This is a genomic window from Janthinobacterium woesei, assembly GCF_051380875.1.
GTDB lineage: Bacteria > Pseudomonadota > Gammaproteobacteria > Burkholderiales > Burkholderiaceae_D > Janthinobacterium.
Genome location: NZ_JBNYXW010000017.1, coordinates 121,681 through 148,305 on the forward strand (window position 1 = coordinate 121,681; position 26,625 = coordinate 148,305).

General features: G+C 60.4%; 22 protein-coding genes. 12 read left to right on the forward strand and 10 right to left on the reverse strand.

Annotated elements, in window-relative coordinates; genetic code table 11:
* Nucleotides 1-117: 117 nt before the first annotated feature.
* From ACQ4W6_RS20045 to tssK, 3 genes are all read right to left on the reverse strand, one after another.
* Nucleotides 118-2,322, reverse strand: a complete 2,205-nt coding sequence (locus ACQ4W6_RS20045) for an EAL domain-containing response regulator (RefSeq protein ID WP_436568925.1) — start codon at nt 2,320-2,322, stop codon at nt 118-120.
* A gap of 173 nt (nt 2,323-2,495) precedes the next feature.
* A complete protein-coding gene (locus ACQ4W6_RS20050; protein ID WP_436568926.1) occupies nt 2,496-4,667 on the reverse strand; it encodes a sensor histidine kinase in 2,172 nt (723 codons plus the stop codon).
* Nucleotides 4,668-5,000: 333 nt separating this feature from the next.
* Entirely contained in the window at nt 5,001-6,347 is a 1,347-nt protein-coding gene (tssK, locus tag ACQ4W6_RS20055; RefSeq protein ID WP_436568927.1) for a type VI secretion system baseplate subunit TssK, read from the reverse strand.
* Between the two features lie 238 nt (nt 6,348-6,585).
* Here tssK and tssF point away from each other — a divergent pair, with 238 nt between their 5' ends.
* The 6 genes from tssF to ACQ4W6_RS20085 are packed head-to-tail and all read left to right on the forward strand — an operon-like array spanning nt 6,586 to nt 15,247.
* Nucleotides 6,586-8,385: a type VI secretion system baseplate subunit TssF gene (tssF, locus tag ACQ4W6_RS20060; protein ID WP_436568928.1), complete on the forward strand. Its 1,800-nt coding sequence runs from the start codon at nt 6,586-6,588 to the stop codon at nt 8,383-8,385.
* The gene (gene tssG / locus ACQ4W6_RS20065) at nt 8,349-9,374 is read left to right on the forward strand and encodes a type VI secretion system baseplate subunit TssG (protein WP_436568929.1); all 1,026 of its coding nucleotides are present in this window, start codon (nt 8,349-8,351) and stop codon (nt 9,372-9,374) included. The genes tssF and tssG overlap by 37 nt, the downstream gene beginning before the upstream one ends.
* 29 nt (nt 9,375-9,403) lie before the next feature.
* Entirely contained in the window at nt 9,404-9,658 is a 255-nt protein-coding gene (locus tag ACQ4W6_RS20070; protein ID WP_436568953.1) for a PAAR domain-containing protein, read from the forward strand.
* 12 nt (nt 9,659-9,670) lie between these two features.
* Nucleotides 9,671-12,265: a type VI secretion system Vgr family protein gene (locus tag ACQ4W6_RS20075; RefSeq protein ID WP_436568930.1), complete on the forward strand. Its 2,595-nt coding sequence runs from the start codon at nt 9,671-9,673 to the stop codon at nt 12,263-12,265.
* On the forward strand, nt 12,262-14,118 hold the full coding sequence (locus ACQ4W6_RS20080) for an esterase/lipase family protein (protein ID WP_436568931.1): 1,857 nt from the start codon (nt 12,262-12,264) through the stop codon (nt 14,116-14,118). Before ACQ4W6_RS20075 ends, ACQ4W6_RS20080 begins: the two co-directional genes overlap by 4 nt.
* Nucleotides 14,119-14,134: 16 nt before the next feature.
* Nucleotides 14,135-15,247 (forward strand): T6SS immunity protein Tli4 family protein, encoded by a 1,113-nt coding sequence (locus ACQ4W6_RS20085; protein ID WP_436568932.1) that lies wholly within the window; start codon nt 14,135-14,137, stop codon nt 15,245-15,247.
* An 89-nt stretch (nt 15,248-15,336) separates the two neighbouring features.
* Here the strand turns inward: ACQ4W6_RS20085 and ACQ4W6_RS20090 are convergent, their stop codons facing one another.
* The 4 genes from ACQ4W6_RS20090 to ACQ4W6_RS20105 form a co-directional block, all read right to left on the reverse strand.
* Complete coding sequence (locus tag ACQ4W6_RS20090; RefSeq protein ID WP_436568933.1) at nt 15,337-15,474, reverse strand: hypothetical protein; 138 nt, start codon at nt 15,472-15,474, stop codon at nt 15,337-15,339.
* A 1-nt stretch (nt 15,475) separates the two neighbouring features.
* Nucleotides 15,476-15,859 carry an Imm1 family immunity protein gene (locus ACQ4W6_RS20095; protein WP_436568934.1) on the reverse strand — a complete coding sequence of 128 codons (384 nt, stop codon included), beginning with the start codon at nt 15,857-15,859 and terminating at the stop codon, nt 15,476-15,478.
* A gap of 2 nt (nt 15,860-15,861) precedes the next feature.
* A complete protein-coding gene (locus ACQ4W6_RS20100) occupies nt 15,862-17,502 on the reverse strand; it encodes a SulP family inorganic anion transporter (protein ID WP_436568935.1) in 1,641 nt (546 codons plus the stop codon).
* Nucleotides 17,503-17,578: 76 nt separating this feature from the next.
* The gene (locus ACQ4W6_RS20105) at nt 17,579-18,148 is read right to left on the reverse strand and encodes a TetR/AcrR family transcriptional regulator (RefSeq protein WP_436568936.1); all 570 of its coding nucleotides are present in this window, start codon (nt 18,146-18,148) and stop codon (nt 17,579-17,581) included.
* Nucleotides 18,149-18,273: 125 nt separating this feature from the next.
* Here ACQ4W6_RS20105 and ACQ4W6_RS20110 point away from each other — a divergent pair, with 125 nt between their 5' ends.
* Both ACQ4W6_RS20110 and ku read left to right on the forward strand, forming a co-directional pair.
* A complete protein-coding gene (locus tag ACQ4W6_RS20110; RefSeq protein WP_436568937.1) occupies nt 18,274-19,257 on the forward strand; it encodes an SDR family oxidoreductase in 984 nt (327 codons plus the stop codon).
* Nucleotides 19,258-19,260: 3 nt separating this feature from the next.
* A complete protein-coding gene (gene ku / locus ACQ4W6_RS20115; protein ID WP_436568938.1) occupies nt 19,261-20,178 on the forward strand; it encodes a non-homologous end joining protein Ku in 918 nt (305 codons plus the stop codon).
* A 12-nt stretch (nt 20,179-20,190) separates the two neighbouring features.
* Here the strand turns inward: ku and ACQ4W6_RS20120 are convergent, their stop codons facing one another.
* From ACQ4W6_RS20120 to ligD, 3 genes are read right to left on the reverse strand one after another with little or no spacing between them, the layout of a single operon-like run.
* Nucleotides 20,191-21,105 carry an NAD(P)/FAD-dependent oxidoreductase gene (locus tag ACQ4W6_RS20120; RefSeq protein WP_436568939.1) on the reverse strand — a complete coding sequence of 305 codons (915 nt, stop codon included), beginning with the start codon at nt 21,103-21,105 and terminating at the stop codon, nt 20,191-20,193.
* 9 nt (nt 21,106-21,114) lie between these two features.
* Nucleotides 21,115-21,579 carry an Rrf2 family transcriptional regulator gene (locus tag ACQ4W6_RS20125; protein ID WP_436568940.1) on the reverse strand — a complete coding sequence of 155 codons (465 nt, stop codon included), beginning with the start codon at nt 21,577-21,579 and terminating at the stop codon, nt 21,115-21,117.
* 59 nt (nt 21,580-21,638) lie between these two features.
* On the reverse strand, nt 21,639-24,116 hold the full coding sequence (gene ligD / locus ACQ4W6_RS20130; RefSeq protein WP_436568941.1) for a DNA ligase D: 2,478 nt from the start codon (nt 24,114-24,116) through the stop codon (nt 21,639-21,641).
* A 203-nt stretch (nt 24,117-24,319) separates the two neighbouring features.
* Here ligD and ACQ4W6_RS20135 point away from each other — a divergent pair, with 203 nt between their 5' ends.
* The 4 genes from ACQ4W6_RS20135 to ACQ4W6_RS20150 form a co-directional block, all read left to right on the forward strand.
* Nucleotides 24,320-24,643, forward strand: coding sequence for a hypothetical protein (locus ACQ4W6_RS20135; RefSeq protein WP_436568942.1), 324 nt, complete (start codon nt 24,320-24,322; stop codon nt 24,641-24,643).
* 210 nt (nt 24,644-24,853) lie between these two features.
* Nucleotides 24,854-25,204 (forward strand): hypothetical protein, encoded by a 351-nt coding sequence (locus tag ACQ4W6_RS20140; RefSeq protein WP_436568943.1) that lies wholly within the window; start codon nt 24,854-24,856, stop codon nt 25,202-25,204.
* Nucleotides 25,205-25,258: 54 nt separating this feature from the next.
* Nucleotides 25,259-25,591, forward strand: a complete 333-nt coding sequence (locus tag ACQ4W6_RS20145; protein WP_436568944.1) for a hypothetical protein — start codon at nt 25,259-25,261, stop codon at nt 25,589-25,591.
* A 116-nt stretch (nt 25,592-25,707) separates the two neighbouring features.
* A partial coding sequence (locus ACQ4W6_RS20150; protein ID WP_436568945.1) for an IS4 family transposase occupies nt 25,708-26,625 on the forward strand: 918 nt, incomplete at its 3' end.

Consider the following 26,625-nt stretch of genomic DNA (forward strand, 5'->3'; position numbering starts at 1 on the left):
AGGATATGTGCCAGCTTCAGGAAAGGAAAACGTGAGAATCATGCACCGGGAAGCGGCAAGCGCACTGCAACAGTGCATGCGCCGCACTGCGCTACAGGCTGGAAAACGGCGCAGCGCTTACGCCACCGCGAGCACGCGCCGTTCGCGCAGCAGCGCCGTGAATTGTGCCGCGCCCAGGGGGCGGCTGAAATAATAGCCCTGCATCTCGTCGCAGCCGTGCTGCGTCAGGAAGTCGACTTGTTCGCGCGTCTCCACGCCTTCGGCGATGACGCGCATGTCCAGGTTATGTGCCAGCGAGATGACGGAGCGGGCGATGGCCGCATCGCTGCTGCTGGTGGTGACGTCGTCGACGAACGATTTGTCGATTTTCAGCACGTCGATGGGGAAGCGCTTCAGGTAGCCCAGGCTGGAATAGCCGGTGCCGAAGTCGTCGAGTGAAATACCCACGCCGATGTCTTTCAGGCGCGTCAGGGCCGCCACGGCCTTGTCCGGGTCGCCCATCACCGTGCTTTCCGTGATTTCGATACCCAGGCAAGCGGGCGCGATGGCGTACTTGCGCAAGGTCGCCTCGACAAACGGCACCGTGCGGTCCTGCGCGAACTGTTTGCCCGACAGGTTGACAGCCACCTTGATGCTGCCCAGGCCCGCGTCGTGCCAGACGCGGATCTGCGCACAGACGCTTTCCAGCACCCACTCGCCAATCGCCGTGATCGAGCCGTATTCCTCGGCCAGGGCGATGAACAGGCCAGGCGGCACCTTGCCCAGCACCGGGTTATCCCAACGCAGCAACGCTTCGGCGCCCAGCATGGCGCCCGTGCGCAAGCACATCTGCGGCTGGTAATGCACTTCGAATTCATCGCGGCCGATGGCGCCGCGCAGCTGCTGCTGCATGACCAGGCGGGCGCGGATATCGCTGCCCATGCGCTCGGTGAAGAAGGCGTAATGGTCGCGTCCCATTTCCTTGGCGCGCACCAGGGCCGTGTCGGCGTGGCGCAGCACATCATCGAGGCTGTCGCCGTCGGCCGGGCACATGGCGATGCCGATGCTGGTGGTCAAAGCCAGGCGTTCGCCATCGACGCTGAGTTCTTCGCGCAAGCCGGCCAGGATGGTTTGCGCCAGCGCAAGCGTACGCCCCAGCAGGGCATCGTCCTGCAGCAGGATCTGGAATTCGTCGCCGCCCTGGCGCGCCACCGTATCGCCTTCGCGCACGCAGCCGGAGAGGAAACGCGCCACCACCTGCAGCGCCTTGTCGCCCACGGCCTGGCCGTGCGAATCGTTGATGTTCTTGAAGCGGTCCAGGTCGAGGCACATCAGTACTACTTGCTGGCCGTCGCGCACGGCGCCGGCGCGCACCTGCTCGAAGCGCTCGCGCATCAAGAGCCGGTTCGGCAACCCCGTCAGGGCGTCGTGGTAAGAGAGAAAATCGATCAGGTGCTGCTCGGCCTTGCGCTCGCTGATGTCGAGGAAGACGCCCACGTAGTTGACCACGGCGCCATCGGCCCCCTGCACGGTGGAGACGCTGAGCAAACACGGATAGGTGTCGCCACACTTGCGCCGCGTCTGCACCTCGCCCGACCAGCAGCCGCTGCTGCGCAAGCCCTGGCGCATGGCCAGCAGCACCGCCTCACCCGTGTGCTGCGCATGCAGGCGCATAATGTCGGTGCCCGCCACGTCCTGCGCCGCATAGCCGGAGATACGCGTAAAGGCAGGATTGGCGCTGACGATGACGCCGGCAGGGTCGGTGATCAGGATGGCGTCCTGGGTCGCTTCAAAGAACTGCCCCGACAGGCGCAGCAATTCTTCGCTGGCGCGGCGCATCTGCACTTCGCGCGCCAGGGTGCCGACCACCTGCTCCAGTTCGGCCGTGCGCTCGGCCACGCGGAGCTCCAGGTTGGCGCGCTCCTGCGCCAGCTGAAGCTGCGCCCGCGCCAGGCGCACATGGGCATCGGTGCGGGCAAGGATTTCCTCGGCATGGAATGGCTTGGCGATGAAGTCGACGGCGCCCAGCGCAAAGCCGCGCACCTTGTCGTCGGTATCGTATTGGGCCGACAGGAAAATCACGGGCACCTGGCGCAGCGCCGGCATTTCCTTCAGGCGGCGGCACACTTCAAAGCCATCGAGGCCGGGCATGCGCACATCGAGCAGGATCAGTTCGGGCGGGCGCGCCTGGGCCGTCCACAGGGCCAGTTCGCCATTCGGCGCCTGGCGCACCGCATACCCGGCGCCAGCGAGCAAATCGCTCAACAATTTGAGCGAGGCCGGCGTATCTTCAACGATCAGTACTTCACCCTTCGTGTTCACTTCCGAAAAATCGCGGTGCATGTAGCAGTTCTCTCAGCTTTGGATGAGGCACGGCGCTCTCGCGCCACGCTGGACAAGACACTCTTTGCAGTGAACTACGTACTATCATCATAATCTTTATTGCAATTTAGCACCATCCATCGCCGGTACTTTACTTGCTTTTTCATCTAATCCGATGTTGGCCGTCCACACTTTCACATTGCCGCCAGCGTGCCATCGGCTTCCAGCAAGGCGCACAGCTGGCGGTACTGATGCTGCTCCAGCATCGCCTGCAGCGGCGCCAGCAGCGGCGTTGCCGCCGGCGGCAAGGCGGCCAGCAGCAGATCCACGCGGGCCAGGTTCAATTCACGCAGCGCCACCAGCAAGGCGGCACGCTCGCCGGGCGCCAGCAGCGCCAGGTCTCTTGCCTGCAGCGCCGGCCGCAGTGCTGGCAGCACTTCGGCCGAGGCTTGCATGGGCATGGACAGCGGCACGGGCGCCGGCACTTCGGCCGCCTGCACGACAATACTGAAACGGAAGGTGGCGCCCTGCCCCGGCGTCGATTCCACCGTCAGCTCACCTTTCATCAGCTGCACGAATTGGCGCGAAATGGCCAGGCCCAAGCCCGTGCCATCCTTGGCCCCCGCACTGCCGGCCTGCACGAAAGGCTCGAAGATGCGCTGCTGGTCATCGACGGCGATGCCGATGCCCGTGTCGCTGACGGCAAACGACAAGCGCCATTGATCATCCTCAAGGCGCTCGCCGCGCACGCGCAGGGTAACGCAGCCTGCGCCCGCGAACTTGACGGCATTCGACATCAGGTTCAGCAGCACCTGGCGCAGGCGGGTGGCGTCAAGCAGCGCCGCCGGCGGCACGGCGACGCAATCGAGGCGCAACGCCAGGCCCTGCTGCTCGGCGCGCATGCCCAGCATATCCATGGTTTCCTGCAGCAGCGGCGCCAGCGCCACCACGGCCGTTTGCGTTTGCAAGCGTCCCGCCTCGCCCTTCGACAGTTCGAGGATTTCATTGATCAAGGTCAATAGATGCGTGCCCGAGCGGTGGATGATGGCCAGGTTGCGCTTTTCATCGGCCTGCATGTTGGGCGAGGCGGCCATCAGGCGCGAAAAGCCAATCACGGAATTCAAGGGCGTGCGCAATTCGTGGCTCATGTTGGCGAGAAAAATGCTCTTGGCGCGGTTCGCGGCCTGCGCCTGGCTGACGGCCACCGACAGCGCGCCCGTGCGCTCGGCCACCAGCTCTTCCAGGTGGTGGCGGTGGCGCAGCAGTTCCAGTTCCGCTTCGCGGTGCGCCGTGATGTCGTAGTTCGAGCCCACCAGGCGCAGGGGATTGCCCGCGCCATCGCGGAAGATCACGGCATCGGCCTTGATGTAGCGCATGCTGCCGTCGGGCCACCGGATGCGGTATTCATGCGAGAACGCCTGGCCTGCATGCAGGGCCGCGCGCAATGCCTGTTTCGCGGCCAGCACGTCGTCCGGCAGCAGGGCCGCGCGCCAGATGGCCGCCGGCGCCACGCCGCTGCCCGCATCGGCCTTGAACTGCGTATACATCTGCTCATCCCACTCCAACGCGTCGTGCCGCACGTTCCAGTCCCAGATGCCGATGCTGGCCGCGCCGGTGGCCATCTGCACGCGCTCCTCGCTGCGCTGCAAGGCCCGGTAACGGCTGTCGAGCAGCGCCACCATGTCGCGGATGCTGCGGTACAAGGTGCGCAGCTCGCCCAGGAACCAGGCTTGCGGCGGCGAGCCGAACGCTTCGCTCTGCCCCGCCTTGACGCCAGCGGCGTACTGGCCGATAGCGCGCAAGGGCTTGAGCATCAGCCACCACATCACGAGCCAGATGCTAGCCACCAGGATCACGTCGAGCGCCACGATCATGGCGCCGATGGCCAGCGCGCGCTGGCGCAGCTGCGCGTGCAGCAGGGCCGGCGTGGCATACACGGCGACGCTGCCGATGACTTGCCCGCCCATCGTCACCGCGCGCCGTTCGACCAGCCAGCCAGGCTCGCCGGGCAGCACGGACAGGGTGTCGAATGTACCGTGCCCGTTGCGGCGCAAGGCCAGTGCTTCCTTGCCGATGCCCGGCGTCAGCGCGCTGGCCACCAGGTCGCGCTTGCCCAGGGTGCTGCGCATGATGGCCAGCATCTGCTTTTCATCGAGGTTCCACAACGGCAGTTCGATAGCCACGGCCAGCTGGTCCGCACTGACGGCCAGGCTGCGGTACAACTGCTGCCAGCGCTGTTCGCGCTCGGACTGGTAAAACAGCACGGCAAACACCAGCAGCAGCATGGTGACGACAAAGGTCAGCGCCACGCTGACGGCCAGCACGATGGAAGCGCCGCCCAGGCGCGCGCCTTGGTCTGCGTGCATGGTCATGCGTTTGTGCCCTGCGTGGCGTCTGTAGCAAAGGCTGGCACGGCGACAGCAGCGCATATCATCCATAGCAATACGCGGCAGCAACGGTGCACCGCTCCCCTGCCCGTCCCGCCGCTTGCCACATCACGCATCATTCGCCATGCCCATGCCCATATCCACTTTCGCCTGTTACCATGTTTTACCCATGCGCCGATCCGTCAGTCACCGGCACTTACAAAAACATGATAACGTCAACGAGACGGGCAAGTCTATTCCTTAGGGCAAGATTTTCTTGCACCTGTCAGCAGGGCTACCCCTGGCGCCAAGCCAAGCAGAACCAAGTAATCGCTACTCGGCGGTGCCGCTGATGCCGAACAATTCCAGCTTCAGCCCTTTCATTCCAGACGGTACATAAATCACGATGGCCTGCGCCTTGATCATCGCGTCATAGATGTTGCTCTTGTTTTCAATCGAAAAGTAATACGTATTGGGCCGCACCGGCACTTCCGCCGGCACCTGTGCCATATGACGCAGTTCGATACCCGGTAATGCCCGCGCCAGCAGCAGTTCGATATTGTCCGGCGATGAAATCTTGAATTGCAACGGTACCGTGGCGACCAATTCCAATGCTGGCATGTCCGCATTCACCGCCAGGCAAAGTTCGGTTTGGCGGTCGATGCGCGTGGCGTCGAGCAAAGCATGATAGTGGGTGTTTTTTTGCGCGTCGTTGGACAGCACAATCGGGAAGTAACGCGACAACAGCACGGTATCGATCAAGTCACGGATGATGTAATCGAGCTTGCCGAAGCCGGGAGCTGCATCCTCGTGCCGATATGCCGGCAAGTCGCTCAGCGTATATTTTTTCGAGAACGTCATCAACCCACCTGCCAGCGCCATCAGTTTTTCAAACAAATACACGGGATGGTGCCGCCGGTAGCTGGCGCAATGACTAAGCGCGGCGCTGGCCGTACTCAATGTATTGAGCATCCAGAACGAGGAAACATCGCCGCTATGAAATTCCACCGTATTTTTCCCCGGCTGGCGGTGGCGGCTGTACAACGCTTCAATTTTCGCCCCCATGCGCTCGATCAGCGCATCGAGCATTTTCTGCAGTGCGGGTTCTGCGCTGATGGTCAGGCAAGGCGCGATGAAGGAGGCGTCGATGTCAAAACTGCCATTGCCAGTGCGGTACACGCGTACCAGCGGAATGGCAAGGTAGTCGTGCAGAGGATCGAGTTGCGACAGCAAGTGCACGCGCTTTTTCAGATAGGCGACGTCGATGCTGACCGCCTCGCTGTACAAATCAGGCGTTTCGATGTCCGCCTGAACATAACGCGCGCCCGCAGAACTCACATTGCCGCCATGCGCCCGCAGGGTGGGCAGCGCGGCATAAAAAGTAAAACTCTGTTCGCCGGACGGCAGCTTGGACAGGTCAACTGCGCTGGGCAATACATCGCTGAGCGGCGCTTCACAGATCTCTCCATCCTGAAATACGAGCGACAAGGTGTCTGCCCGCAGGCTGTTGTTGGCCAGTGCATCCGTATTCCAGGTTACGCCGTGTACGCCCCACAAATGGGGATTAATCAAGGAGACCAGACGTTGCAGACGCGCTTCATGATAGCGATCCAGTTGCTGGAATTGCTGAGGGCCGATGGCTAGCCCCTCCGACCAAAGTAATTTTGATGGCAAAGTCATTGCGCTCTCCATGGTGACCGTTGGGATCTTGCTGCCTTGCCAGTCTGATGTTGCCAGTTTGGAAGCCCTTGATGTTGCACAGCATCCCTGTTCAATTATTTGCGCAAACGCAATTTACCTTGAAGCAAACGCTCGGATACTGGCCATTCCGTAGCAAAGACACCCAGGAGATCTCCATGGCCCCGCACAACGCGCCAACAATGTACGACGCCACGCTGTGTGACAGGGAAAATTAAAGATGGAAGACTTGCTACCGTATTTCGAACGCGAACTGGTGATGCTTCGGCGCCATTGCCGTGCATTCGCCGAACGCTATCCGAGAATCGCCGGCAACTTGCACATGTCCGGCGAGTCCTGTGAAGACCCGCATGTTGAACACTTGATCGAATCGGTCGCCATGCTGGCAGCACGCATCTCGAAAAGGCTCGATGACGACTATCCGCAATTTACCGAAGCCTTGTTCGAAGCCCTGTTCCCGCACTACCTGCGTCCCTTTCCATCGTGTGCTATCGTGCACCAGCCCACTCCGCCATCTGGTGCGGGCGTGTTGCGCCTGCCTGCAGGTACCGAACTGGACTCGCCCCCTGTGCGCGGCGTACGCTGCCGTTTCAAGACGGTCTACGACATTACGACGGGAACATCGGTACTGGAAAGCGCCGCTTTCGATGCGATAATCAAGGCACCACCAGGCGTACGCCTGCCGACGTCAGTAAGCTCGACGCTAAATATCAGCATCCGGCATCTCGACGCAGCGCCTGCGTCACTGCGCATTTTCATCGATAGCGAAGCATCGTTTTCCGCCGCACTGCGCGATGCCTTGTTCATGCGCACCACCTGCGCTTATGTGTCGACCGACGCGGGGCAATGGCATGCGTTGTCCGCCGTGCCTTTGAGACCTGTTGGCTTCGCCGATGCCGATGCGTTACTACCTTACGGCGCACGTTCGCAGCCCGCCTACCGCATCCTTGGCGAGTACTTTGCGTATCCGGAAAAATTCAATTTCTTTGACATCGATATCGCCGCGCTGGGCGCCTCCCTGCCGCCTGACTGCCAGTGCTTCACCCTGCATCTGTGCATGGCAGGTTTGCGGCCCGATTCCGATACCGCGCGCATGTTGTCCAGCCTTTCCAGCGAACACTTAAGGCTCGGCTGCAGTCCGGTGGTCAATCTGTTCCGCCAGGAAGGCGTACCGATTACCGTTACCCGGCAAAAAAGCGACTACCCCGTGCTGGCCCATGCGACGCATGCGCATGGTTACGAAGTCATCACGGTCGATTCGGTGCGCTTGCTGCGCCAACGCGGAGGCGAAAGCACGCTCACCGAATTTCGCCCGCTGTACAGCCTGCGCCATGGCGAGGGCGCGGCGCACCATTACTGGATCGTGCGTCACGACACGGCGCTGGCCATTCAAAGCCCTGGCCATGAAAAGAGAATGACACTGGTCGATAGCGACTTCAATCCCTTGCTCAACGAAAAAGCCAGCCTGTCGCTGTCACTGACATGCAGCAACCGGGACCTCCCCCTTGCGCTCAAATATGGCCAGCGGCAAGGACATTTGCAACCATCTGGCGGCGGACCCGCTGTGCAACTGCTACGACGCCCCAGCCAGCCGCGCCGCTACTCGCCGGCTGCTGGCCTGCACTGGCGCCTGATTTCGCACCTGGCACTGAATCATCATGCGCTGGTCCAGGAGGGTCTGCCGGCCCTACGCGAAATGCTGACGCTGTATGACTTGTCCCAATCGGTCACTTCGCAACGCCAGATCAGCGGCATCGTCGCGCTGACCCACTCCCCCACCACAACATGGTTGCGGCACAAGCGCGGCACCTCGCTGGCGCATGGCGTGGAGGTGCGCATCACGCTGGACGAGGCCGCATTTGTCGGCAGCGGCATGCATTTGTTTGTCCAGGTCATCGACCACTTCCTTGGGCTGTATGTGCAAATCAACAGTTTCATCGAACTGGTGGTGCTGTCACTGCAAAGCGGAGAGGAGCTGATCCGATGCAAACCAAGAAGCGGACTACAGAATCTGGTGTAATCGAACACTTGCTGGCCGAGCCGCATCGCTATCAGTTCATGCAGGCGGTGCGCATTCTGCTGTGCTGGCTACGCCAGCACAATATCAGCTACGAGCAAGCCTTTAGCCAGGCGCTTCGCTTTCAGAATAGCTTATCGTTGAGTTTTCCTGCCAGTGAAATCGAGCGGCTCACGCTGGAAGAAAATGAACAAATGGTCCTGGTGCCAACGTTCATGGGTTTTCTGGGCGTCAGCGGCGCATTGCCCTTGCACTACTCAGAACGCATCGCCGCATATCGATGCTCGGCCAAAGACGCCGGCGTCTCTGCCTTCCTCGATATCTTTTCACACCGCATGGTCGCGCTGTTTTGCCAGGCGTGGGAAAAGTATCGCCTCGGTTCATCACTCGAGACCCAGGCAAAAGACAAGCAGCTGCCCTTGCTGATGGCACTGGCCGGTGTGCAGCCCGATGCGCTCCCGTCAAACGGCGGGCCTGACACGGTGACGCAGGACGTCGCGGCCAGGTACGCGGGCCTGTTGCGCTGTCGCCCCGTTTCCGCGCAAACGGTTGGCCGCGTGCTGGCCGAGTACTGCGGCGTACCGGTCGCCCTGGAGCAATTTACAGGCAGCTGGGACTATCTGGAAAAAAACCGGCTCAGTCTGCTAGGCAGTAGCAACTTTACCCTGGCGCGCGGCGCAACCCTTGGCCAGCGGCTATGGCGCCATGACATGCGCGTATGCCTTCATATCGGTCCGCTCGATCCCACTGGCCTGCAACGCTTCCTGCCACGCAGCGCAGGCGCGGCAGCATTGTCAAAAATACTGGCACTGTTTGGCGTGCCGGACTTGCAATACGAAGTGCGCCTGATATTGAGTCAGCCATGCATTTCGCCCCTGGTGCTGCATTCCCAACCAGCAGAAAGGCGTCGATTGGGTTGGACTACGTTCCTGTCTACAGCGCAGGGCAAGGTGCGCAGCGCCGAGGTGCGCTATCTGCTGCAGCTGTATTGAGCAATCCATGGAAAGAAAGCGAGACAGCCATGAAACATGAGGGACGCGGCGTCATCCGGCTCGGCGACGCAACCGATCACGGCGGCAAGGTCACCAGTGCATCGTCCGGCAGCACCGTCATGGGGAAGACTGCGGCGCTGGCCGATGACACCACCTTCTGCCCCAAGTGCAAAGGCAGCTTTCCGATCAAGCCTGACGGTGCCGGAGCAAAGCATTTGGGCAAGCCGTACGCCTATGACGGTGATGCCACCGCCTGTGGCGCCCACCTGATTACATCGCTATAACGGAGGCAGCCTATGTATGCAAGCATCCAGGCGGCGCTATCCGCCTTCGACCTCGGCGCGCAAGAGCGGCGCCTGCTGAGGATCGATTTCCCCCATGAAGATGGTCCGGCCGGTGCCATCCTGCTGGTCAATTCGCTGACCGCCAGGGAAGAAGTGTCGCGCGACTTCCGTTTCGAGGCCGAATTGCTGTCCGATGACGCGCAGATTGCCCTCAAGGCCATGATGGGCCGCATGGTGACGATATCCATGGTGCGCGACGATGGAACGCTGCGCCACTTTAACGGCTATGTGGGCGAATTTTGCCGGTTGCGCGCCGATGGCGGTTTCGCCTGGTACCGGGTGGTGCTGCAACCGTGGCTGGCCTTTGCCCAGCTGCGCCAGGACAATGTATCGTTTCATGGCCAAAGCGTGATGCAGCTGACCGAAACGACATTTGCACATTACGAGCAGCGCGACTGGAAAACCAGCTTCTACGGCGACGACCCGCAAATCACGTGCGCCAACCAGCACAATGAAACGGACTACAACCACCTGCACAGACGCTGGGAGGCACTGGGCTGGCATTACTGGTACGAGCACCGCGCCGATGGCCATACACTCTGGTTGGGGGACAACAGCACACTGGCTGAAATGATCGAAACGGCGTCTGGCGACGGCGCCATGCGCTTCAACTCCGAATCGGGCTCCATGGAAGATGATGGCCTTCGGCAGTGGCAGGCCGTGCGCCGGCTCGGCTCCGGGCAGCTGACACTGGCCAGTTTCGACTATAAGAGTCCACAGCCGCGCCTTGCCAGCGGCTACTCCTTGAATCGCCAAGGCGACGTGCTTGCCCACGAACTATATGAAAACACGGGCGCCTATGGCTATAAAGATGGCGACGACGGGCAATCTCTGGCCCAACGCCGCATGGAAGAAAGCGACCATCTGTGCCAGTATTTCGAGGCGGGAGGCAATCACCGCAGCGCTCAGGCTGGTTTGTGTTTCAGGCTCGATGGACACTTCAGCGCAGAGGAAAAACACTGCCAGCCTGGCCAGGAACGCCCGGAGAGCATCGCCGAACGCGAATATCTGATCGTGTCGGTCGAACATATTGCCAGCAACAACTATCAGGCGGGTCCAAGCACGGCGTCCCACTACGTCAACAATATGCTGTGCGTACGCAGGGACATCCGCTGGCGGCCCGGGCGCGGCTATAACAGCACGCCGTGCATCGTTGCTGGTGTGCAAACGGCACTGGTGGTCGGGCCAGCCGGAGAGGAAATCCATACCGATGCCCTGGGACGCATCCGCCTGCAATTTCACTGGGACCGCCTGGGTGAGTTCGATGAGCGCAGCTCGCCCTGGATAAGAGTCATGATGCCGATGGCCGGCCCGCAAATGGGGCAAATCGCCTTGCCGCGCGTGGGCCAGGAAGTCGTCGTGCAATTCCAGGACGGCAATATCGACCACCCTATCGTCATTGGCGCGGTGTACAACAGCGCCAACCCGCCGCCGTGGCAACTGCCGCAGCAGCGCGCCCTGTCCGGCTTGCGCAGCCGCGAACTGGGCGCCCGTAGCGCCAACCACCTCGTATTCGACGATACCAAGGGCGCAACCCAGGCACAGCTGCGCAGCGAACACCACGACAGCCAGCTTTCACTGGGTAACATCACGCGCATCGACGACAACGCAGGACGCAAGGAAGCGCGCGGTGTGGGCTTTGAATTGTCCAGCAGCGCCTGGGGCGCACTGCGAGCTGCCGGGGGGATGTTGATCACCACCGAAACACCAGCGGGGAGCGGCTTCGTCAAACAACTCGACGAAACCCTGGCCCGCCTGGCGCAAGCGCGCCAATTGCAGCAAGGGCTGGCCAGCATGGCCGTTGATGCGGGAGCACAAGACAGCGCCGGACAACAAGGCGTCGTGGCCGAGGCCATCCAGCGGCAAAACACCGCCATCAAGGGGATCGCCGGCGATTTCCCGGAATTGTCCGAACCGCATTTGCTGCTGGCCAGCCCTGCCGGCATCGAACTGAGCGCGGCGCAGTCGATCCACCTGGCCGCCAGTGAACACGTGGCGCTCACCAGCGGCAAGAGCATCTCGCTGGCCAGCGGCGACAGCGTATTTGCCAGCATCGCCAAGACCTTCAGCCTTTTCGTACACAAGGCCGGCATGAAGCTGATTGCCGCCAGCGGCAAGGTTTCCATCGAGGCCCACAGCGACGAGGTGGAAATCATCGCTAAAAAAGTCTTGTCGCTGATCAGCGAAGCGGACTGGGTCAACATCAAAGGCAAGAAAGGCGTTCGCCTGCACGGCGCCAACCACATGCTGGAAATCAGCGACAAGGTGCAGTTCTTCACCTCGTCCCCTGTGTTATTCAACGGCAACCTGGAAACTTTGGCGCCGAAGAGCGTGTCGCAGGAATTCAATGAGAGGCCAAGCAGCAGTTTTGATCAGGAAGTCTTGCTAATGGAGGCCGACGATACGCCGGCCGTTGGCATTGATTTTGAAATACTGCGCGATGACGGCAACGTGGCCGGCAAAAGCGCGAAAGACGGTTCCACGCAACTACAAAAATCCACCGGCATGGACAGCTATGTCATTCGTTACAAGGGAGAGCTGCCATGAGCGACAACGATGAACTGAACAAACGCGGCAATCATCCAAAAACATTCACACAAGGCGTAGGCGGATGGGCAGAGTATGCCGTGCGTATGACGAAGAACAGCGATACGGCACGCCATGAGGTTGCCAAACCGCCGGGTAAGGTAATACCGATCATTTTTCTGCCGGGGGTGATGGGTAGTAATTTGCGGATGTCCAAGGCCCGTCAACAACTGCTGGATCGCCCGGACAATCGCTCATGGCGGCCGGACGACCTGATGGGGGCGGGAGGAATAGCAGATATCGCTACCGGTTCTGGTTTGGGGGGGTGGTTTAAAAATGCGACACCACGACAGCGCCAATTGGTGTTTGACCCCAACGAAACCGAAGTAGAGTATTACCTCTACACTGAAAAAAATGACCGTTTTGATGCGGAGGGCCCAGAGACAATGGCTTCCGATATTCGGCATCAAAATGTCCCCGATAGCTTGACCCCGATTCCTCCATTGATGAGTTCAAACAAAATCACCCCCGGGAGCCGCCCTATCCGGGGGGAACGACAATCGTTCGCAACTCCGGCGCAGGTGGCGCGATGGCGTGGCTGGAGCGAAGTGTTGTTTGATGGGGCTTACGGCTCCATGCTACAAATCACTGAAAAACACTTGAACAACATGGTTATCAACGGAAAACTGCATCCAGTCTGGCGTGGAACGAGCGGCTTAAGTGCATTGGCGATGCAAGACCCGTCCTCTTTTGGCGGCGCGTCAGGAAAGCCGTTGACAGAAGATGACTTGAAAAAAATTGCGGCGTGCTGGTATCCAGTCCACGCGATGGGCTACAACTTCGTGCAAAGCAATGGCGTTACGGCACAGACCATCGCAAAACGACTACGCGGACTAGTCGAAGGCTATTGCAACCGGGGCTTCAAATGCGATGAAGTCATTCTGGTCACGCACAGCATGGGCGGCCTGCTGGCCCGCGCCTTGATACACCCCAGCTACGGAAAAATGCTTGCCGACGAGAAAGTGAAAATATTGGGCATTTATCACAGTGTGATGCCCGCCATCGGCGCGGCGGGAGCGTACAAGCGCATGCGCTTCGGTTTTCAGGAAAAAGACACCACTGCGGGTGAATACGAGGCGGAGATACTTGGCATCAATGGCATCCATGCGACTGCCATCCTTGCAAATGCTCCGGCGCCGCTGGAGATGATGCCCGGTACAGCTTATGGTGAAAAATGGCTCAAAGTCGTGGATCAGCAAGACAAAGAACTGTGGAGTTGGCCGCGCGATAATGCTACCGCGCTGGATAGCATTTATTTGCAGCCGGCCGATGCTTGGTGGCGGCTGATTAATCCGGATTGGGTAAATCCAGCGGATGTAACGGAAAAAAATGGTGGTGGCTTGAAGAAAGTTAACAATAGACTTAAAAGCGCGTTTGAATTTCTACAATCGATTAAAGATACTTTTCACCCCAACACCTATGCAAGTTACTGTACATCACCGAAGCACTTAAGTTACGACAATGTCGTATTCAAAGTAACCGAAGGTCTCGGCAGTGGATTATCCGATTCGAAGGGAAAATCCACTTTACCGCCCGCTGAAAAATGGGTATTGATTTCCGATAACGCAAAAAATGAACTTATCGTTCAAGCTGGCTCTCAAAAATTGAAATTAAGGTTACTGCCAGCCAGCGCCGCTGGTGATGATACTGTACCTGCGAAAAATTTAGACAAATTCACCAAAGGCATGTTATTTGTTCACGGCGCGAAAGATGGAACTGGATATGCACACCAGAATAGCTATAGCAACCAAAATGTGCTTGCCTCGATGTTATATTCGATCATACAAATCGCAAAAACTGCAAAGTGGAGTTAACCATGAAAAATAAAAAATGAAAATATTATTTTTTTGCGCCACTGCTCTGACGCTGGCATTTTTTCAGGTTTGCAAAGGACAAAGTAACAACAAGGAGAATACGATGCCGGAATCCATCGCCATTAGCACACGTTTGGAAATACTCTTCCTGAAAACGAAATTGGTATGTTTTGGACGCTATGCTCTGCGTATCCCACAAGAGGCACAGTTAATCTCGGGTGGCGCATCGTTTCCATCAAAAATAGCCATAATAAAAGGCGGTCTAACTGCAAGAGATGAACAAGTGGCAGAAGATATAGAAAAAATAAAATTCAACAATCCCACCTCGGAAATTATTTATAATGGGGCAGGCCCTATTAAAAATGGTTGGCAGATTCAATATTTTGAAGACGAATACACTAAAAAATCCGGCGACGTATATTTCAATACATACATTAACAAAGGAGATATCACATTCACTATTGGAGATTCAACTCCGGAAGGGCAAACCACAGCAAGTGCTGCTGCTACACAAATAGTCCGTGCGAATAGTTTTCGTCTACGACAAGAAGATGAGGTGCCGACTGAACCCGGCTACTGCCTTCCGTACGGCTTTATGGCCGAAAGTCGTTATGACGATCAGGAAATGGTCAACACAGGCCTGCATCTCCCCAGCTTTCCAGATGTAACATTTTCAATTAGCTCGAATAAAAATGCTTATAGCTCTTATAGGCCTGATGAGTTTGAAAAAAAGGTACGCGGCGATCTGTCATTATTATTCCGTATCCAGCAAGCGAAAGACGTGCAAGGAAACCGCTATCCCAAGCGCACCTTGCTACGTGAAGGCAAACGCGCCGTCCAGCACTGGCAGGGCGAAGAGTCACTGATACGGCGTACTGATGGAGTACACGATTTCGAATGGGCGCTGGTCGGCAAGCCGAGGGACATTGCAAATCCTTCTGTACTGGAAGCCCATATGTACACCAAAGTCGCCCACAACATGGTCGGCGCCGCCAAGGCCGCTTCGCTCACCGACGAGGAGGCGATTGCCTTGTGGGACAAGTTGCTGTCCGGCCTAAAATTCCGCGTCAAGGTGCCGGGAGCGCCGCCGGGGTCGTACTACATCGATCCGGACAAGCCGGCACAGTGAAGGCAGGACAAACGCGGCAAGAACTCATGCTGGCGCGACGCAAGCCATTGCGTCAGCATGCATTTTTCCCCGAAACTCATCCACGACCATCACCCTGCGCCACGCACTGCCTGAACCGCCGCCGTCACGCCGCCGGCCTGGTAGCGCTGCGAGATGACGCGCAGCGTGGGCAATTCCGCACCGGCGTCAAGCGCAATGTCGATACGGGCCGTATGGGTTTGCTGCATCTCAATCCAGCTCCCATTCGATGGCCGATGGCCGCGCGCCGCCCGTCTCGAAAAACGCAAGAATGGCTCGATGGCATTGTTCTACATCAACGCACCACGCGGCCGGGTATTCATCCACCTGGCCATTCGCCAGCCAGTAGCTGCATTCCCCCGCTTCTTCCTCGTCACCCAGCGAGTGGAAACTCTGGTCGTCCTGGCCCGACAGGTACATCAGCCAGGCGTTGCCGCCATTGCGCAGCATGCACAGGGCGGGGCCCTGCTCCGCATCCATGGCCATGGTCAGCCACAGTTCGCATTGCGCCAGGGCACTCGCCTCGCGCAGCGCTTGTTGCAGCGCAAGAGCGCTATCGACGGGACGCGGCTCGCCGTGCAGATTGAGTTCCATGCTCATGCCTTGCCCGCGCTTAAATCGGCGGTCGCCAGCGCCGTGCTCAGGTACAGCTTGCCGCTCAGGTCTTGCAGCAGGCTGCTCTGGCGCAAGCGGTCCATCACGGGACCTTTCACTTCGGCCAGGTTCAGGCTGATGCCGCGCTTGGCCAGCGCGCCATTGAGCTCGATCAAACCCAGCAGGGCCGTACTGTCGATCTGATTGACGGCCGACAAGACCAGCACCAGGTGGCGCGCCGTCGGATGTTCCCGCAACTCCTCTTCCACGCGCTCCGTCACCGCTTCCACGTTGCCGAAGAACAGGCCCGCGTCGATGCGCAGCAGCAAGACGTCCGGCAAGGTTTGCGCTTCATAACGCTCCACGTTGCGGAAGTGCTCGCTATTCGGGATGCGGCCCAGCACGGCGATATGCGGGCGGCTGGCGCGCCAGATCAGGGTGCCCATCGACAACAGCACGCCGATCACCACGCCCGCCTCCACGCCCAGCACCAGCACGCCGGCCGTCGTCGCCAGCAAGGCCAGCGCATCGCTGCGGTCGTAGCACCAGGACAATTTCAAGGTTTCCCAATCCAGCAGGCTGGCCACGGCAAAGATGATGGTGGCAGCCAGGACGGGAAGTGGCAGCAGCGCCAGCCAGCCCGTGGGCGCCACCAGCGCCAGCGCCAGCAGGCCCGCCGTGATGATGCTCGCCAAGGGGGTGTTCGCGCCGGCCTGGAAATTGACGGCCGAACGCGAAATGGAGCCCGTGACGGGAAAGCCGCCCGACAGCGCGCTGGCCACGTTGGCCGCGCCAAGACCCAGCAGTTCGCGGTTGGTATGCAGCTTTTCGCCGCGTTTTTGCGCCAGGGTCTGCGCGGCAGACATGCTCATCAGGAAGATGATGAAGGCGATCAAGAGCGCCGGCGACAGCAAGGTGCGCCAATGGGCGCTGGAGGTAGCCAGGTTCAGGCCCGGCAAGCCGCTGGGCACGTGACCCGTGGTTTGCACGCCCAACTTTTCCAGCCCGCAATACGCCACCAGCACGATGCCGGTCAGCACCAGCGCCATGGGTGCCAGGCGCGCGCCCACGTCGGCGGCAACTTTATTCAGGCCGCAGCGCAGCAGCAATCGCGCCAGGTAGCGCTTGGCCAGCCACAGGAACAGCAGGCTCGACAAGCCCAGCAGCAGGCTGGGCACATGCCAGTGAGGCACGGTCGCACCCAGCAAGGGCGTGATCTGGCCCCAGATGATCAATATCGCGGCGCCATTGCTGAAACCGCTGATCACGGGGCGCGACAGGAAGCTGGCCATGAAGCCCAGGCGCAGCACGCCGCACAGCAGCAGCACGAGGCCGCTGATGAAGGCCAGTTGCGCGGCCAGCACGATGTACAGGGAAGAGCCGGCGTCGGCCAGCGGCGCCAGCGCGGCGGCCGTCATCAGCGAAACGATGGCCATGGGCCCCACCGACTGCGTCATGCTGCTGCCAAAGAAGGCATACAGCACGGGCGGCAAGATGCTGGCGTAGATGCCCACCACGGGCGGCAAACCGGCCACCAGCGCGTAAGCCATGCCTTGCGGCACCATCATCATGGCGACAACGATACCGGCAGTGATGTCTCCGGCCAACAGAGGACGCCGGTATTGCCTGAGCCAGAGCAGCATGAATGATCCCAAAATCTGAAAACCGAAGCCTATCACGCGACGCGGCCGGCTGACAGGGGTGCGTTAGCAGCTGAGATCAGTCTTGCAGCAATTGCGCCTTCACGGCGTCGAGAATTTCCGCCGACAGCGCGGCGTCATCGACGGATCGGGCCAGCACGATGGCGCCCACCATGGCGGCAAACGTGGAAATGGCCTGCTGGCGCCGCTGTTCCGGCGTGCCTTCGGGCAACAAACCGGCCAGCAGCGCAAATTGCTGCTGCACCGTTTGCGTAAAGGCGGGCCGCGCGCCAGGCGACATGCGCGCCACATCGGCGCCCATGGCCGCCGCCGGGCAGCCCGTGCCGGGCTGGTCGCGGTGCTGCGTCGTCAAATAGTTTTCTATGATCGCCGGCAGCGCCTGTTGCGGGTTTTGCTCCACCCTGGCTTGCCAGCCTTGCAGCGATTTCTTCAAGGCATGCTGGCACGCCTCAATCATCAAATCTTCCTTGGAAGCAAAATTACCATAGAAACCACCATGCGTGAGGCCCGCATTCTTCATCAGGTCGGCCACGCCGATGCCGTCGTAGCCCTTTTCGCGGAACAACCTGGCCGCCACCTCGACGATGCGCTCGCGGTTCAGCGCCGCCTGCTCTCTGCTCACTTTCATGCAGCCTCCCACAATAATGTCAACCATCATATAATTTTACGCCTGTTTGTGCCACTCTGTTAGCGAGCGCACCGTATATCACGCAGCGCGCGCCGATACTGGAAGCCAGCGTGAAGGAGTCCAGCATGAGCATCAACGAAAACAAGGACCAGTCCGCCGGTAACTTGCAGCGCAGCATCCAGCATGAGCAGGATCAGCGCGATGCAGGCCAGCGGGCCAAGCAAGAGAACCTTCAGCCCGTGCAAACGGGCAGCCGCAGCCAGCCCGGCGGTCCCCTGCCCGCCCAGCACCTGGCCAAACCGGGCATCGAAGCGCAGATGCAGCTGAAACCCCGCTTCCTGGCCCCCGACTACTGTGGCAGCGGCAAGCTGGCCGGCATGGTGGCCATCATCACGGGCGGCGATTCGGGCATCGGCCGCGCCGTGGCCGTGCTGTACGCGCGCGAGGGCGCCGATGTAGCCATCATCTACCTGAACGAGCACGAGGACGCCAAGGAAACGCGCCGCTACGTGGAAGCGGAAGGCCAGAGCTGTTTGTTGATCCCCGGCGACGTGCGCGAGCAGCGCTTTTGCCAGGAAGCCGTCAGCCAGGTGATGGGGAAGTTCACCCATATCGACGTGCTGGTCAACAATGCCGCCTTCCAGGAGCACGCCGAATCCCTGCTCGACTTGAGCGAAGAACGTTTCGATCTGACCATGAAGACCAATGTCTACGGCTACTTTCACATGGCCAAGGCGGTGCTGCCCCACTTGCAGCGGGGCGCGTCCATCATCAACACGGGTTCCGTGACGGGCTTGCAAGGCTCGAAGCACTTGCTCGACTATTCCACCACCAAGGGCGCCATCCACGCCTTTACCATGGCGCTGGCCAGCAACTTGCTGGAAAAAGGCATCCGCGTGAATGCCATCGCGCCCGGCCCCGTCTGGACCCCGCTCAATCCTGCCGACAAATCACCGGAAGAAATCCAGAAATTCGGCCAGGACACGGACATGCACCGCCCGGCCCAGCCCGAAGAACTCTCGCCCGCCTACGTTTTCCTGGCCTCGCCCGCCTGTTCCAGCTACATCACGGGCATCGTGCTACCGATCACCGGCAGCGTGGGCGGCTAAGCCATGGCGCGCACATTGTGGAAAGGCGCCATCAGCTTTGGCCTCGTGCACATTCCCGTCGAACTGATTTCGGCCAGCCTCGACCATGAACTGGACTTGTCCATGCTGGACCGGCGCGACTTCGCCCCCATCGGTTACAAGCGCTACAACAAGCGCACGGGCAAGGATGTGGCATGGGACGACATCATCAAGGGCTATGAATACAAGACGGACGAGTACGTGGTGCTGTCCGAGGAAGACTTGAAGCAGGCCAATGTGAAGGCCACGCAAACCATCGATATACTCACCTTTGTCGATGCAGCCGAGGTACCGCTGACATTTTACGATCATCCGTATTACCTGCTCCCCGCGAAAGGCGGCGACAAGGTGTATGCGCTGCTGCGCGAAACCTTGCGCCGCGCCAACAAAGTGGGCATCGCCAGCGTGGTCATGCGCACCAAGCAGCATCTGTGCGCGCTGGTATGCGTCAAGGACGCCATCGTGCTCAACACCCTGCGTTACGCCGATGAGCTGCGCGCCACGGACGACCTCGATTTGCCGGGCAGTACCCTGAAGGCGGCCGGCATTTCCGACAAGGAACTCAAGATGGCCCTGTCCCTCGTGGAAGGCATGAGCGAAGCGTGGCAACCGGGGCAATATCACGACAGTTACCGCGAAGACGTGCTAGCGCTGGTCAAGAAAAAAATCAAATCCAGACAAACCAAGACCATCACCGCGCCCACGCCCGAGCCCGAGGAAGAACGCAGCAGCAATGTCATCGACTTGGTGGCGCTGCTGCAGCAAAGCCTGGGCAAGAAAGCCTCCGCCGCACCGGCGCGCAAGAGTGCGGCCAGGGAAGCGCCGAAAAGCGTGACCAGAACCACGCCCACGAGCGCCGCACGCAAACCGGCAGCGGCGGCGCCTCGGCGCAAGGCTGCTTGACTGTACCTGGCATCAAGCCTGCCCTTCCTCCGCAATCATGGCGTGGTGCGCTGCCACGGCCGCCATCACGCCGTCGGCCATGGCAAACGTGATATTGGCCATGGCGCGCGCCGCGTCGCCGGCCGCGTGCACGCCCGGCACCGACGTCATCTTCATGGCGTCGACTTGCACGATGGGCCCCATCATGCCCTCTTCCAGCGCGCAGCCCAGTTGCATTGCCAAGCCACTGGCTTGCTGCACGGGCGCGGCCAGGAACAGGGCGCGCAAGGGAACCAGGCGGCCATCGGCCAGGCGCGCACCGTCGATGGCGGGCGCGGCCCCCTCGATGGCTGTGACGGCCACGTGCTCCAGCTTGACCTTTCGCCGCGCCAACAATTTCATTGCGTCATCATCGAGCGGCTCCATGCCGGCCGTAAACAAGGTCACGTCGCCCCAGTCGGCGATCAGACTGGCCTGATGCACGGACGCGGGCAGCCGGCCCAGCACGCCAATATTGCCGCCGCCGATTTCATAGCCGTGGCAATACGGGCAATGCAGCACCGTCTGGCCCCAGCGCTCGGCCACGCCCGGTAGCTCGGGCAGCAAATCGCGCACGCCCGTGGCCAGGATCAAGCGCCTGCCTTGCAGCACACGGCCATCGTCCAGGGTGATGGTGAAGGCGATTTTTCCGGACGGCAACGGTTCAGCCTGGCGCACCGTGCCAGCAAACTGCGTCACGTTCGGATACGCGACCAGCTGGGCGCGTGCCTCGGCCAGGATGGTGCCGCCGGGCTTGCCATCCTGCGCCAGCACGCTGTGCGCGTGGGAGGCAAAGCGGTTGCGCGGACTGCCCGCATCGATGATGGCGATGGGGCGGCGCGTGCGCGCCAATTGCAGCGCGGCCGACAGGCCGGCAAAGCTGCCGCCGATGATGATGACGTCAAACATGGGGTTTCCTCAAGGTAGGGGATGGGGATGGGGCGGCAAGCCGCCGGCAATGAATGGCGCACCCTCGCCGATGTCGAGCAGCAAGGCTTGCAGGCTGATGTCGCCCATACGCGCCACCAGCATGGCTTCGGCCTCGCGGTAGACGTCGGCCAGCACCCGCGTGACGGCCCGCTCGACCAGGCATTGCGCATGCGGCGCGCCGATGTCGACTTTCACCACCACTGTCTCTTGCAGGGCCGCGTACACATCGCGCAGGCTGATGGCCGACAGGGGCCGCACCAGCGACCAGCCGCCGCCATGGCCGCGCAGCGATTGCACGATGCCGGCCTGGCGCAAACTGCCCATGGTGCGCCGCACCACCACGGGATGCGTGTGCAGGCATTGCGCCAGGGTGTCGGACGTCATGGGTTCTACCTGCCCGGCCATGTGCAGCAAGCCATGCAGGACGGTGGAGAGTCGGCTGGGAGTTTTCATGTAACAAGTATAGTTACGAATTTATGCAAATGCAAATAAATTGCATTTATACTGTGCAATCAGGGTTGAAAGCCCAGCTTCTTCATCGCCGTATCGATGCCTTTCGCGCTGCGCGCATAGCCATCCCACGGCGCATTGCCCACGTCGAGGCGGCTGTGCACGTTGCCCACCTTCCAGGCATCGCCCGCTGTCACTTTGTCGAGCTCATCCCAGTCCAGCGGCACGGAAATGCCGAGCCCCGGGCGCGCGCGGGCCGACCACGCGCACACGGTGGTGGCGCCGCGTCCATTGCGCAAATAATCGATGAAAATCTTGCCGACGCGGTTAGCCGGCCCGCTTTTCACGACAAAGCGCGCCGGGATCAATTGCGCCATGTGCGCCACGATGGCTTGCGAGAACGCTTTCACCGTGTCCCAATCGTGTTGCGGGCGGATCGGCACGACCACATGCAAACCCTTGCCGCCGCTGGTTTTCAGGTAGGCGGGCAAGCCCAGTTCGGCCAGGAAGGCGCGCAGCAGCACGGCCCCCTCGCAGATGGCGGGCCAAGCCACGCCCTTGCCAGGGTCGAGGTCGAACACCAGGCGGTTCGGCGTGTCGTAGGCGCTGGCCAGCGCGTTTTGCGTATGCAATTCCACCACATTCCATTGCGCCGCCGACAATAGCCCTTGCGCCGTGGCCACTTCCAGCATGGGCGGATGTTCGGGGTCGAGCCTGGGATCGAGCTGTTTGACGCCCGGCATCTTCGACGTAGCCGCATGTTTCTGGAAGAACAGTTCGCCACCGACGCCGGCCGGCGCGCGCACCAGGGACACTGGCCTGCCCCGCAAATGCACACGCATCAGCTTGCCCACCAGCGCGTAGTAGCGCACCAGGTCGATTTTTGTCGCGCCGCTGTCACTGTCGATTACCCGTTCGGCATGGCTGACCTTGAAACTGGCCGGCAAGACGCTGTCCGGCGCGCATTCTTGTTTACCCTGCACCTTCTTCTCCTTGCCGATCGCTTGCGTCCGCTCGCGCACGATGGCGGCCGGCTTCTTGTCCTGGCGCAAGCCATGAAACACGGCATGCCGGATGGAGCCGGCGCTGGTCCACTGTGCAAAACTGATTTCGGCCACCAGCTGCGGCTTGACCCACAGCGGCTGGCGCACGCCGCCCGCCTTGCCTGTAAACGGACTCGTCTCCACGCTGAGCGCATCGAGCCGGCGGCGCAACTCGCGCAGACTCGCCTCGTCAAAGCCGCTGCCCACATTGCCCGCATAGCGCAGTTCCCCATCCTCATCGTGTACGCCCAGCAACAGCGAGCCGATGCCGGCGCGCGCGCCCTGCGGCGCCGTATAGCCACCAATGACGAATTCCTGGCGCTGCCCGCACTTGAGCTTGATCCAGTCGCCCGTGCGCCGCGTGACATAGGGCGAGCCGCGCCGCTTGCCGATCACGCCTTCCAGTCCCAGCTTGCAAGCGTGCTCCAGCAACTGCTGCGGCGCGGCATCGAGCGCGGCGCTGAAGCGTACCAGCGGCGACGTTGGCAGGCTCTGCAACAACTGCTGCAGCAGCGCGCGGCGCGCCTCGACGCTCTGGGCGCGCAAGTCGTGGCCATCGAAATACGGCACGTCGAACAGGTAATACACGATCTCGCTGGTGGCGCTTTCATCAAAAGCGCGCTGCAGGGCGCCGAAATCGGGCTGGCCGTCCGAGCCGTGGACGACGATTTCGCCGTCATACCAGCCCGGCGGCAAGCCCAGTTTGTCCAGCGCCTGCTGCAATTTCGGCAGCTTGTGCGTCCAGTCATTGCCATTGCGCGTGATCAAGGCGACGCGCTTGCCGTCACTGCGGGCCAGGATGCGGTAGCCATCGAATTTCAGCTCGAAAATCCAGCCTTGCGCGTCTGGCGGCGGCGCAGCAGCCAGGGTCGCCAGCTGGGGTGACAGGCTGGCGGGCAGAGCGGCCTCTGGCGGTGTCGCAGCCAGCTTGCGTTTGGGCATGGGCTTGTGCTTGACGCTGTCGGGCTGCTCGTCGACGACGGAAAATTCCACGGCCGGCCGGGCAAATTCATCTTTTTCCTTGATCAGCAGCCAGGCCGGCTGCTTTTCACCCTTGCTCTTCATGCGCACCAGCACCCAGTTGCCATGCATCTTGTGGCCATGCAAGGTAAATTTCAGGTTGCCGGCCGCCAGGGCCTTGCGCGCATCTGGCGTGGCCGGCTGCGGCTGCCAAGTACCCTTATCCCAGATGATGACCTTGCCCGCGCCATACTGTTTGGCCGGGATCGTGCCTTCAAAGCTGGAATACGCGATCGGGTGATCCTCCACCTGCACGGCCATGCGCTTGTCGTGCGTGTCGTAGCTTGGCCCCTTCGGCACGGCCCAGCTCTTCATCGTGCCATCCAGTTCCAAGCGAAAATCGTAGTGCAGGCGGCTGGCCCAGTGTTTCTGGATGACAAATGTGAGCGCCTCGCCTGGTGCCTCATCACCGCCTGCCGGTTCTGGCGTGATGGCGAAATTGCGCTTGGCCTGGTAGGTTTTCAAGGCGGCTTTCATGGCGAACCCATGCAGTGACGATGGATCGAGTCTAGACCGCTGAAAGCCCAGGCGCGGTACGCCAACTAACAGAGCACCGGCGACGCCAAATGTAAATGTTTGTAATTCGCTGTCAACCTGATGACCTCGCCGCGCGTTTTTGCCTCAGTGACAGGGGAAATGCATCTCCTGAACGACAACCCCACTTCTCGAGGAACTGCATCATGAAGAAACGCATTTTCAACTTGACCGCTACCCTGATCGCCGGCTTATTCGCTACTGCAGCCTTTGCTCAAACGCCAGCCGTGCCAGCCAAGGCCGAAGCCAAGCACACCAAGGAAGTGGCTACAGCAGAAGCCAAAGAAACCAAGGCCGTCGTCAAGGCCGACGCGAAAGTAGCCACCGTCGCCGCCGACGCCAAGGAAAATGTCGCCAGCGCCAAGGCAGATGCCGCCAGCACCAAGGCCAAAGCCCATCACAAAGCAAAAAAAGCCAAGGCCAAGGCTGACGTCGCCAAAACTGAAGCGACCGCCGCCGCAGCCAAGTAATCGCCTGCGCGCGATGTCAGCGCCACCCAAAAAGACAGCTTCGGCTGTCTTTTTTCATTTTCATTGCCTCATCATGCAATAACAGTCGATAAAAACGTGATTGTAAGAAAGTGTAAACAAGGTCAACTGTATACTTCCAAGGCGCGTTTTATGCTCAGTGACACGGGAATCATCCCGGCACACCAGAACACCACCACCGAGGACTGCACCATGAAGAAAGTATTCGCTACCCTGATCGCCGGCCTGTTCGCTACCGCAGCCTTCGCGCAAACGCCAGCAGCGCCAGCAACTGCCGCCACCCCGGCAGCCTCAGTACCCGCGAAAGTGGAAACGGCCCACGCAAAGGCCGTCGTCAAAGCGGACGCCAAGGAAGCGCACGCCGCAGTAAAAGCCGATGCGAAAGAAACCAAGGCTGTCGTCGCCGCCAAGACCGAAGTGGCCAGCGCGAAAGCGGAAGCGGCCGCCACCAAGTCCAAGGCGCACCACAAGGCCAGGAAAGCCAAGGCTGACGCAAAATTGGCATCGGCCACCGCTGAAGCAGCGCCAACTGTTGCCAAGTAATCGCCCTGCATCATCGCTTGCCACGACTAAAACCATACAAAATAGGATTACATCATGAAAAAAGTATTCGCTACCCTGATCGCCGGCCTGTTCGCTACCGCAGCTTTTGCCCAGACCCCTGCCACCCCGGCAGCCACGGCACCCGCCAAGGCGGAAGCGGCCCATACGAAAGCCGTTGCCAAGGCGGACGCCAAGGAAACCAAGGCCGTCGTGAAGGCCGATGCGAAAGAAGCGGTCGCCTCCGACGACGCAAAAGCCGATGTGGCCAGTGCCAAGGCGGATGCCAAAGCGACCAAGGCCAAGGCGCACCACAAGGCCAATAAATCCAAAATGAAAGCAGATGCAGCCAAAGCAGACGCAGCGATTGCCGCTGCACCAGCAAAGTAAGCGCTGGCGCTTCCAGCAAAAAGACAGCTTCGGCTGTAATGCCGTTCAGTTAAGACTGGACGGCATTTTTATTTTGAGCTTGTAAACGCCCATGTCAGATGTTAACCTGCGTGGCGATGCTTGATGACCCTCTCCATTTCCTGGCAAACCACCTCGAAGCGCCTGACTGGCGTCGTCTGGGAGAGCATTTGCCGGTCGAATGGATTGAACAGGCCGTGCAGCGCACCGACGCAACAAGCATCCGCCATCGGCGCTTGCCTGCCGAGCAAGTCGTCTGGCTGATGGTGGCGCTGGCGCTCTATCGTCATAAGTCCATCAGTGAAGTGCTTGATGATCTCGGCTTGGCGCTTCCGGATTCGCAAACCCCCTTCATCAGCAAGAGTGCTGCGGCGCAGGCACGCCAACGCCTCGGCTCAGACCCTTTGAAATGGTTATTTGATCATTCAGCACAGCATTGGAGCAATCAGGATCGCCGCGCTTATGTATTCAAAGGGCTGGTGCTGTTTGCAATGGACGGAACCACCTTGCGGACCCATGACAATGTAGAGACTCGTGAACACTTCGGGGCACAAAATTATTCCAGCGGTGCCATCGCGAGTTATCCCCAAGTGCGTGGGGTGACGCTCACTGCATTGTCCACACATATTGTTCATAGCGCTGCATTTGGCCCTTACGGCACGAATGAAATGCTGTATGCCAAACAGTTGATCGACGCGGTGCCCAACGATTCGCTCACCGCCTTTGATCGAGGCTTCCTCTCTGCTGAAATTCTGTGCGCGCTGACCCGTGGCGGCAGCGAACGCCACTTTATCATTCCCGCTAAATCGAATACCCGCTGGGAAGTAATCGAGGGAGATGAGAATGGCGACGACTTCACGGTGCGCATGCGCGTGTCGCCGCAGGCGCGTGCCAAGTGTGCTCAGTTGCCGGAGTTTTGGGAGGCGCGTGCCATCACCGTCACCGATCAGTTGGGACGCGAACGTGTTCTACTGACTTCGCTACGCGATCGACGCCGCTACAAAATGCTCGATATT

Bases quoted from the DNA above. Each gene is read 5' to 3' on its own strand.
- ACQ4W6_RS20045 (WP_436568925.1), bottom strand. From the start codon at position 2,322: ATGCACCGCGATTTTTCGGAAGTGAACACGAAGGGTGAAGTACTGATC.
- ACQ4W6_RS20050 (WP_436568926.1), bottom strand. From the start codon at position 4,667: ATGCACGCAGACCAAGGCGCGCGCCTGGGCGGCGCTTCCATCGTGCTG.
- tssK (WP_436568927.1), bottom strand. From the start codon at position 6,347: ATGACTTTGCCATCAAAATTACTTTGGTCGGAGGGGCTAGCCATCGGC.
- tssF (WP_436568928.1), top strand. From the start codon at position 6,586: ATGGAAGACTTGCTACCGTATTTCGAACGCGAACTGGTGATGCTTCGG.
- tssG (WP_436568929.1), top strand. From the start codon at position 8,349: ATGCAAACCAAGAAGCGGACTACAGAATCTGGTGTAATCGAACACTTG.
- ACQ4W6_RS20070 (WP_436568953.1), top strand. From the start codon at position 9,404: ATGAAACATGAGGGACGCGGCGTCATCCGGCTCGGCGACGCAACCGAT.
- ACQ4W6_RS20075 (WP_436568930.1), top strand. From the start codon at position 9,671: ATGTATGCAAGCATCCAGGCGGCGCTATCCGCCTTCGACCTCGGCGCG.
- ACQ4W6_RS20080 (WP_436568931.1), top strand. From the start codon at position 12,262: ATGAGCGACAACGATGAACTGAACAAACGCGGCAATCATCCAAAAACA.
- ACQ4W6_RS20085 (WP_436568932.1), top strand. From the start codon at position 14,135: ATGAAAATATTATTTTTTTGCGCCACTGCTCTGACGCTGGCATTTTTT.
- ACQ4W6_RS20090 (WP_436568933.1), bottom strand. From the start codon at position 15,474: ATGCAGCAAACCCATACGGCCCGTATCGACATTGCGCTTGACGCCGGT.
- ACQ4W6_RS20095 (WP_436568934.1), bottom strand. From the start codon at position 15,859: ATGGAACTCAATCTGCACGGCGAGCCGCGTCCCGTCGATAGCGCTCTT.
- ACQ4W6_RS20100 (WP_436568935.1), bottom strand. From the start codon at position 17,502: ATGCTGCTCTGGCTCAGGCAATACCGGCGTCCTCTGTTGGCCGGAGAC.
- ACQ4W6_RS20105 (WP_436568936.1), bottom strand. From the start codon at position 18,148: ATGAAAGTGAGCAGAGAGCAGGCGGCGCTGAACCGCGAGCGCATCGTC.
- ACQ4W6_RS20110 (WP_436568937.1), top strand. From the start codon at position 18,274: ATGAGCATCAACGAAAACAAGGACCAGTCCGCCGGTAACTTGCAGCGC.
- ku (WP_436568938.1), top strand. From the start codon at position 19,261: ATGGCGCGCACATTGTGGAAAGGCGCCATCAGCTTTGGCCTCGTGCAC.
- ACQ4W6_RS20120 (WP_436568939.1), bottom strand. From the start codon at position 21,105: ATGTTTGACGTCATCATCATCGGCGGCAGCTTTGCCGGCCTGTCGGCC.
- ACQ4W6_RS20125 (WP_436568940.1), bottom strand. From the start codon at position 21,579: ATGAAAACTCCCAGCCGACTCTCCACCGTCCTGCATGGCTTGCTGCAC.
- ligD (WP_436568941.1), bottom strand. From the start codon at position 24,116: ATGAAAGCCGCCTTGAAAACCTACCAGGCCAAGCGCAATTTCGCCATC.
- ACQ4W6_RS20135 (WP_436568942.1), top strand. From the start codon at position 24,320: ATGAAGAAACGCATTTTCAACTTGACCGCTACCCTGATCGCCGGCTTA.
- ACQ4W6_RS20140 (WP_436568943.1), top strand. From the start codon at position 24,854: ATGAAGAAAGTATTCGCTACCCTGATCGCCGGCCTGTTCGCTACCGCA.
- ACQ4W6_RS20145 (WP_436568944.1), top strand. From the start codon at position 25,259: ATGAAAAAAGTATTCGCTACCCTGATCGCCGGCCTGTTCGCTACCGCA.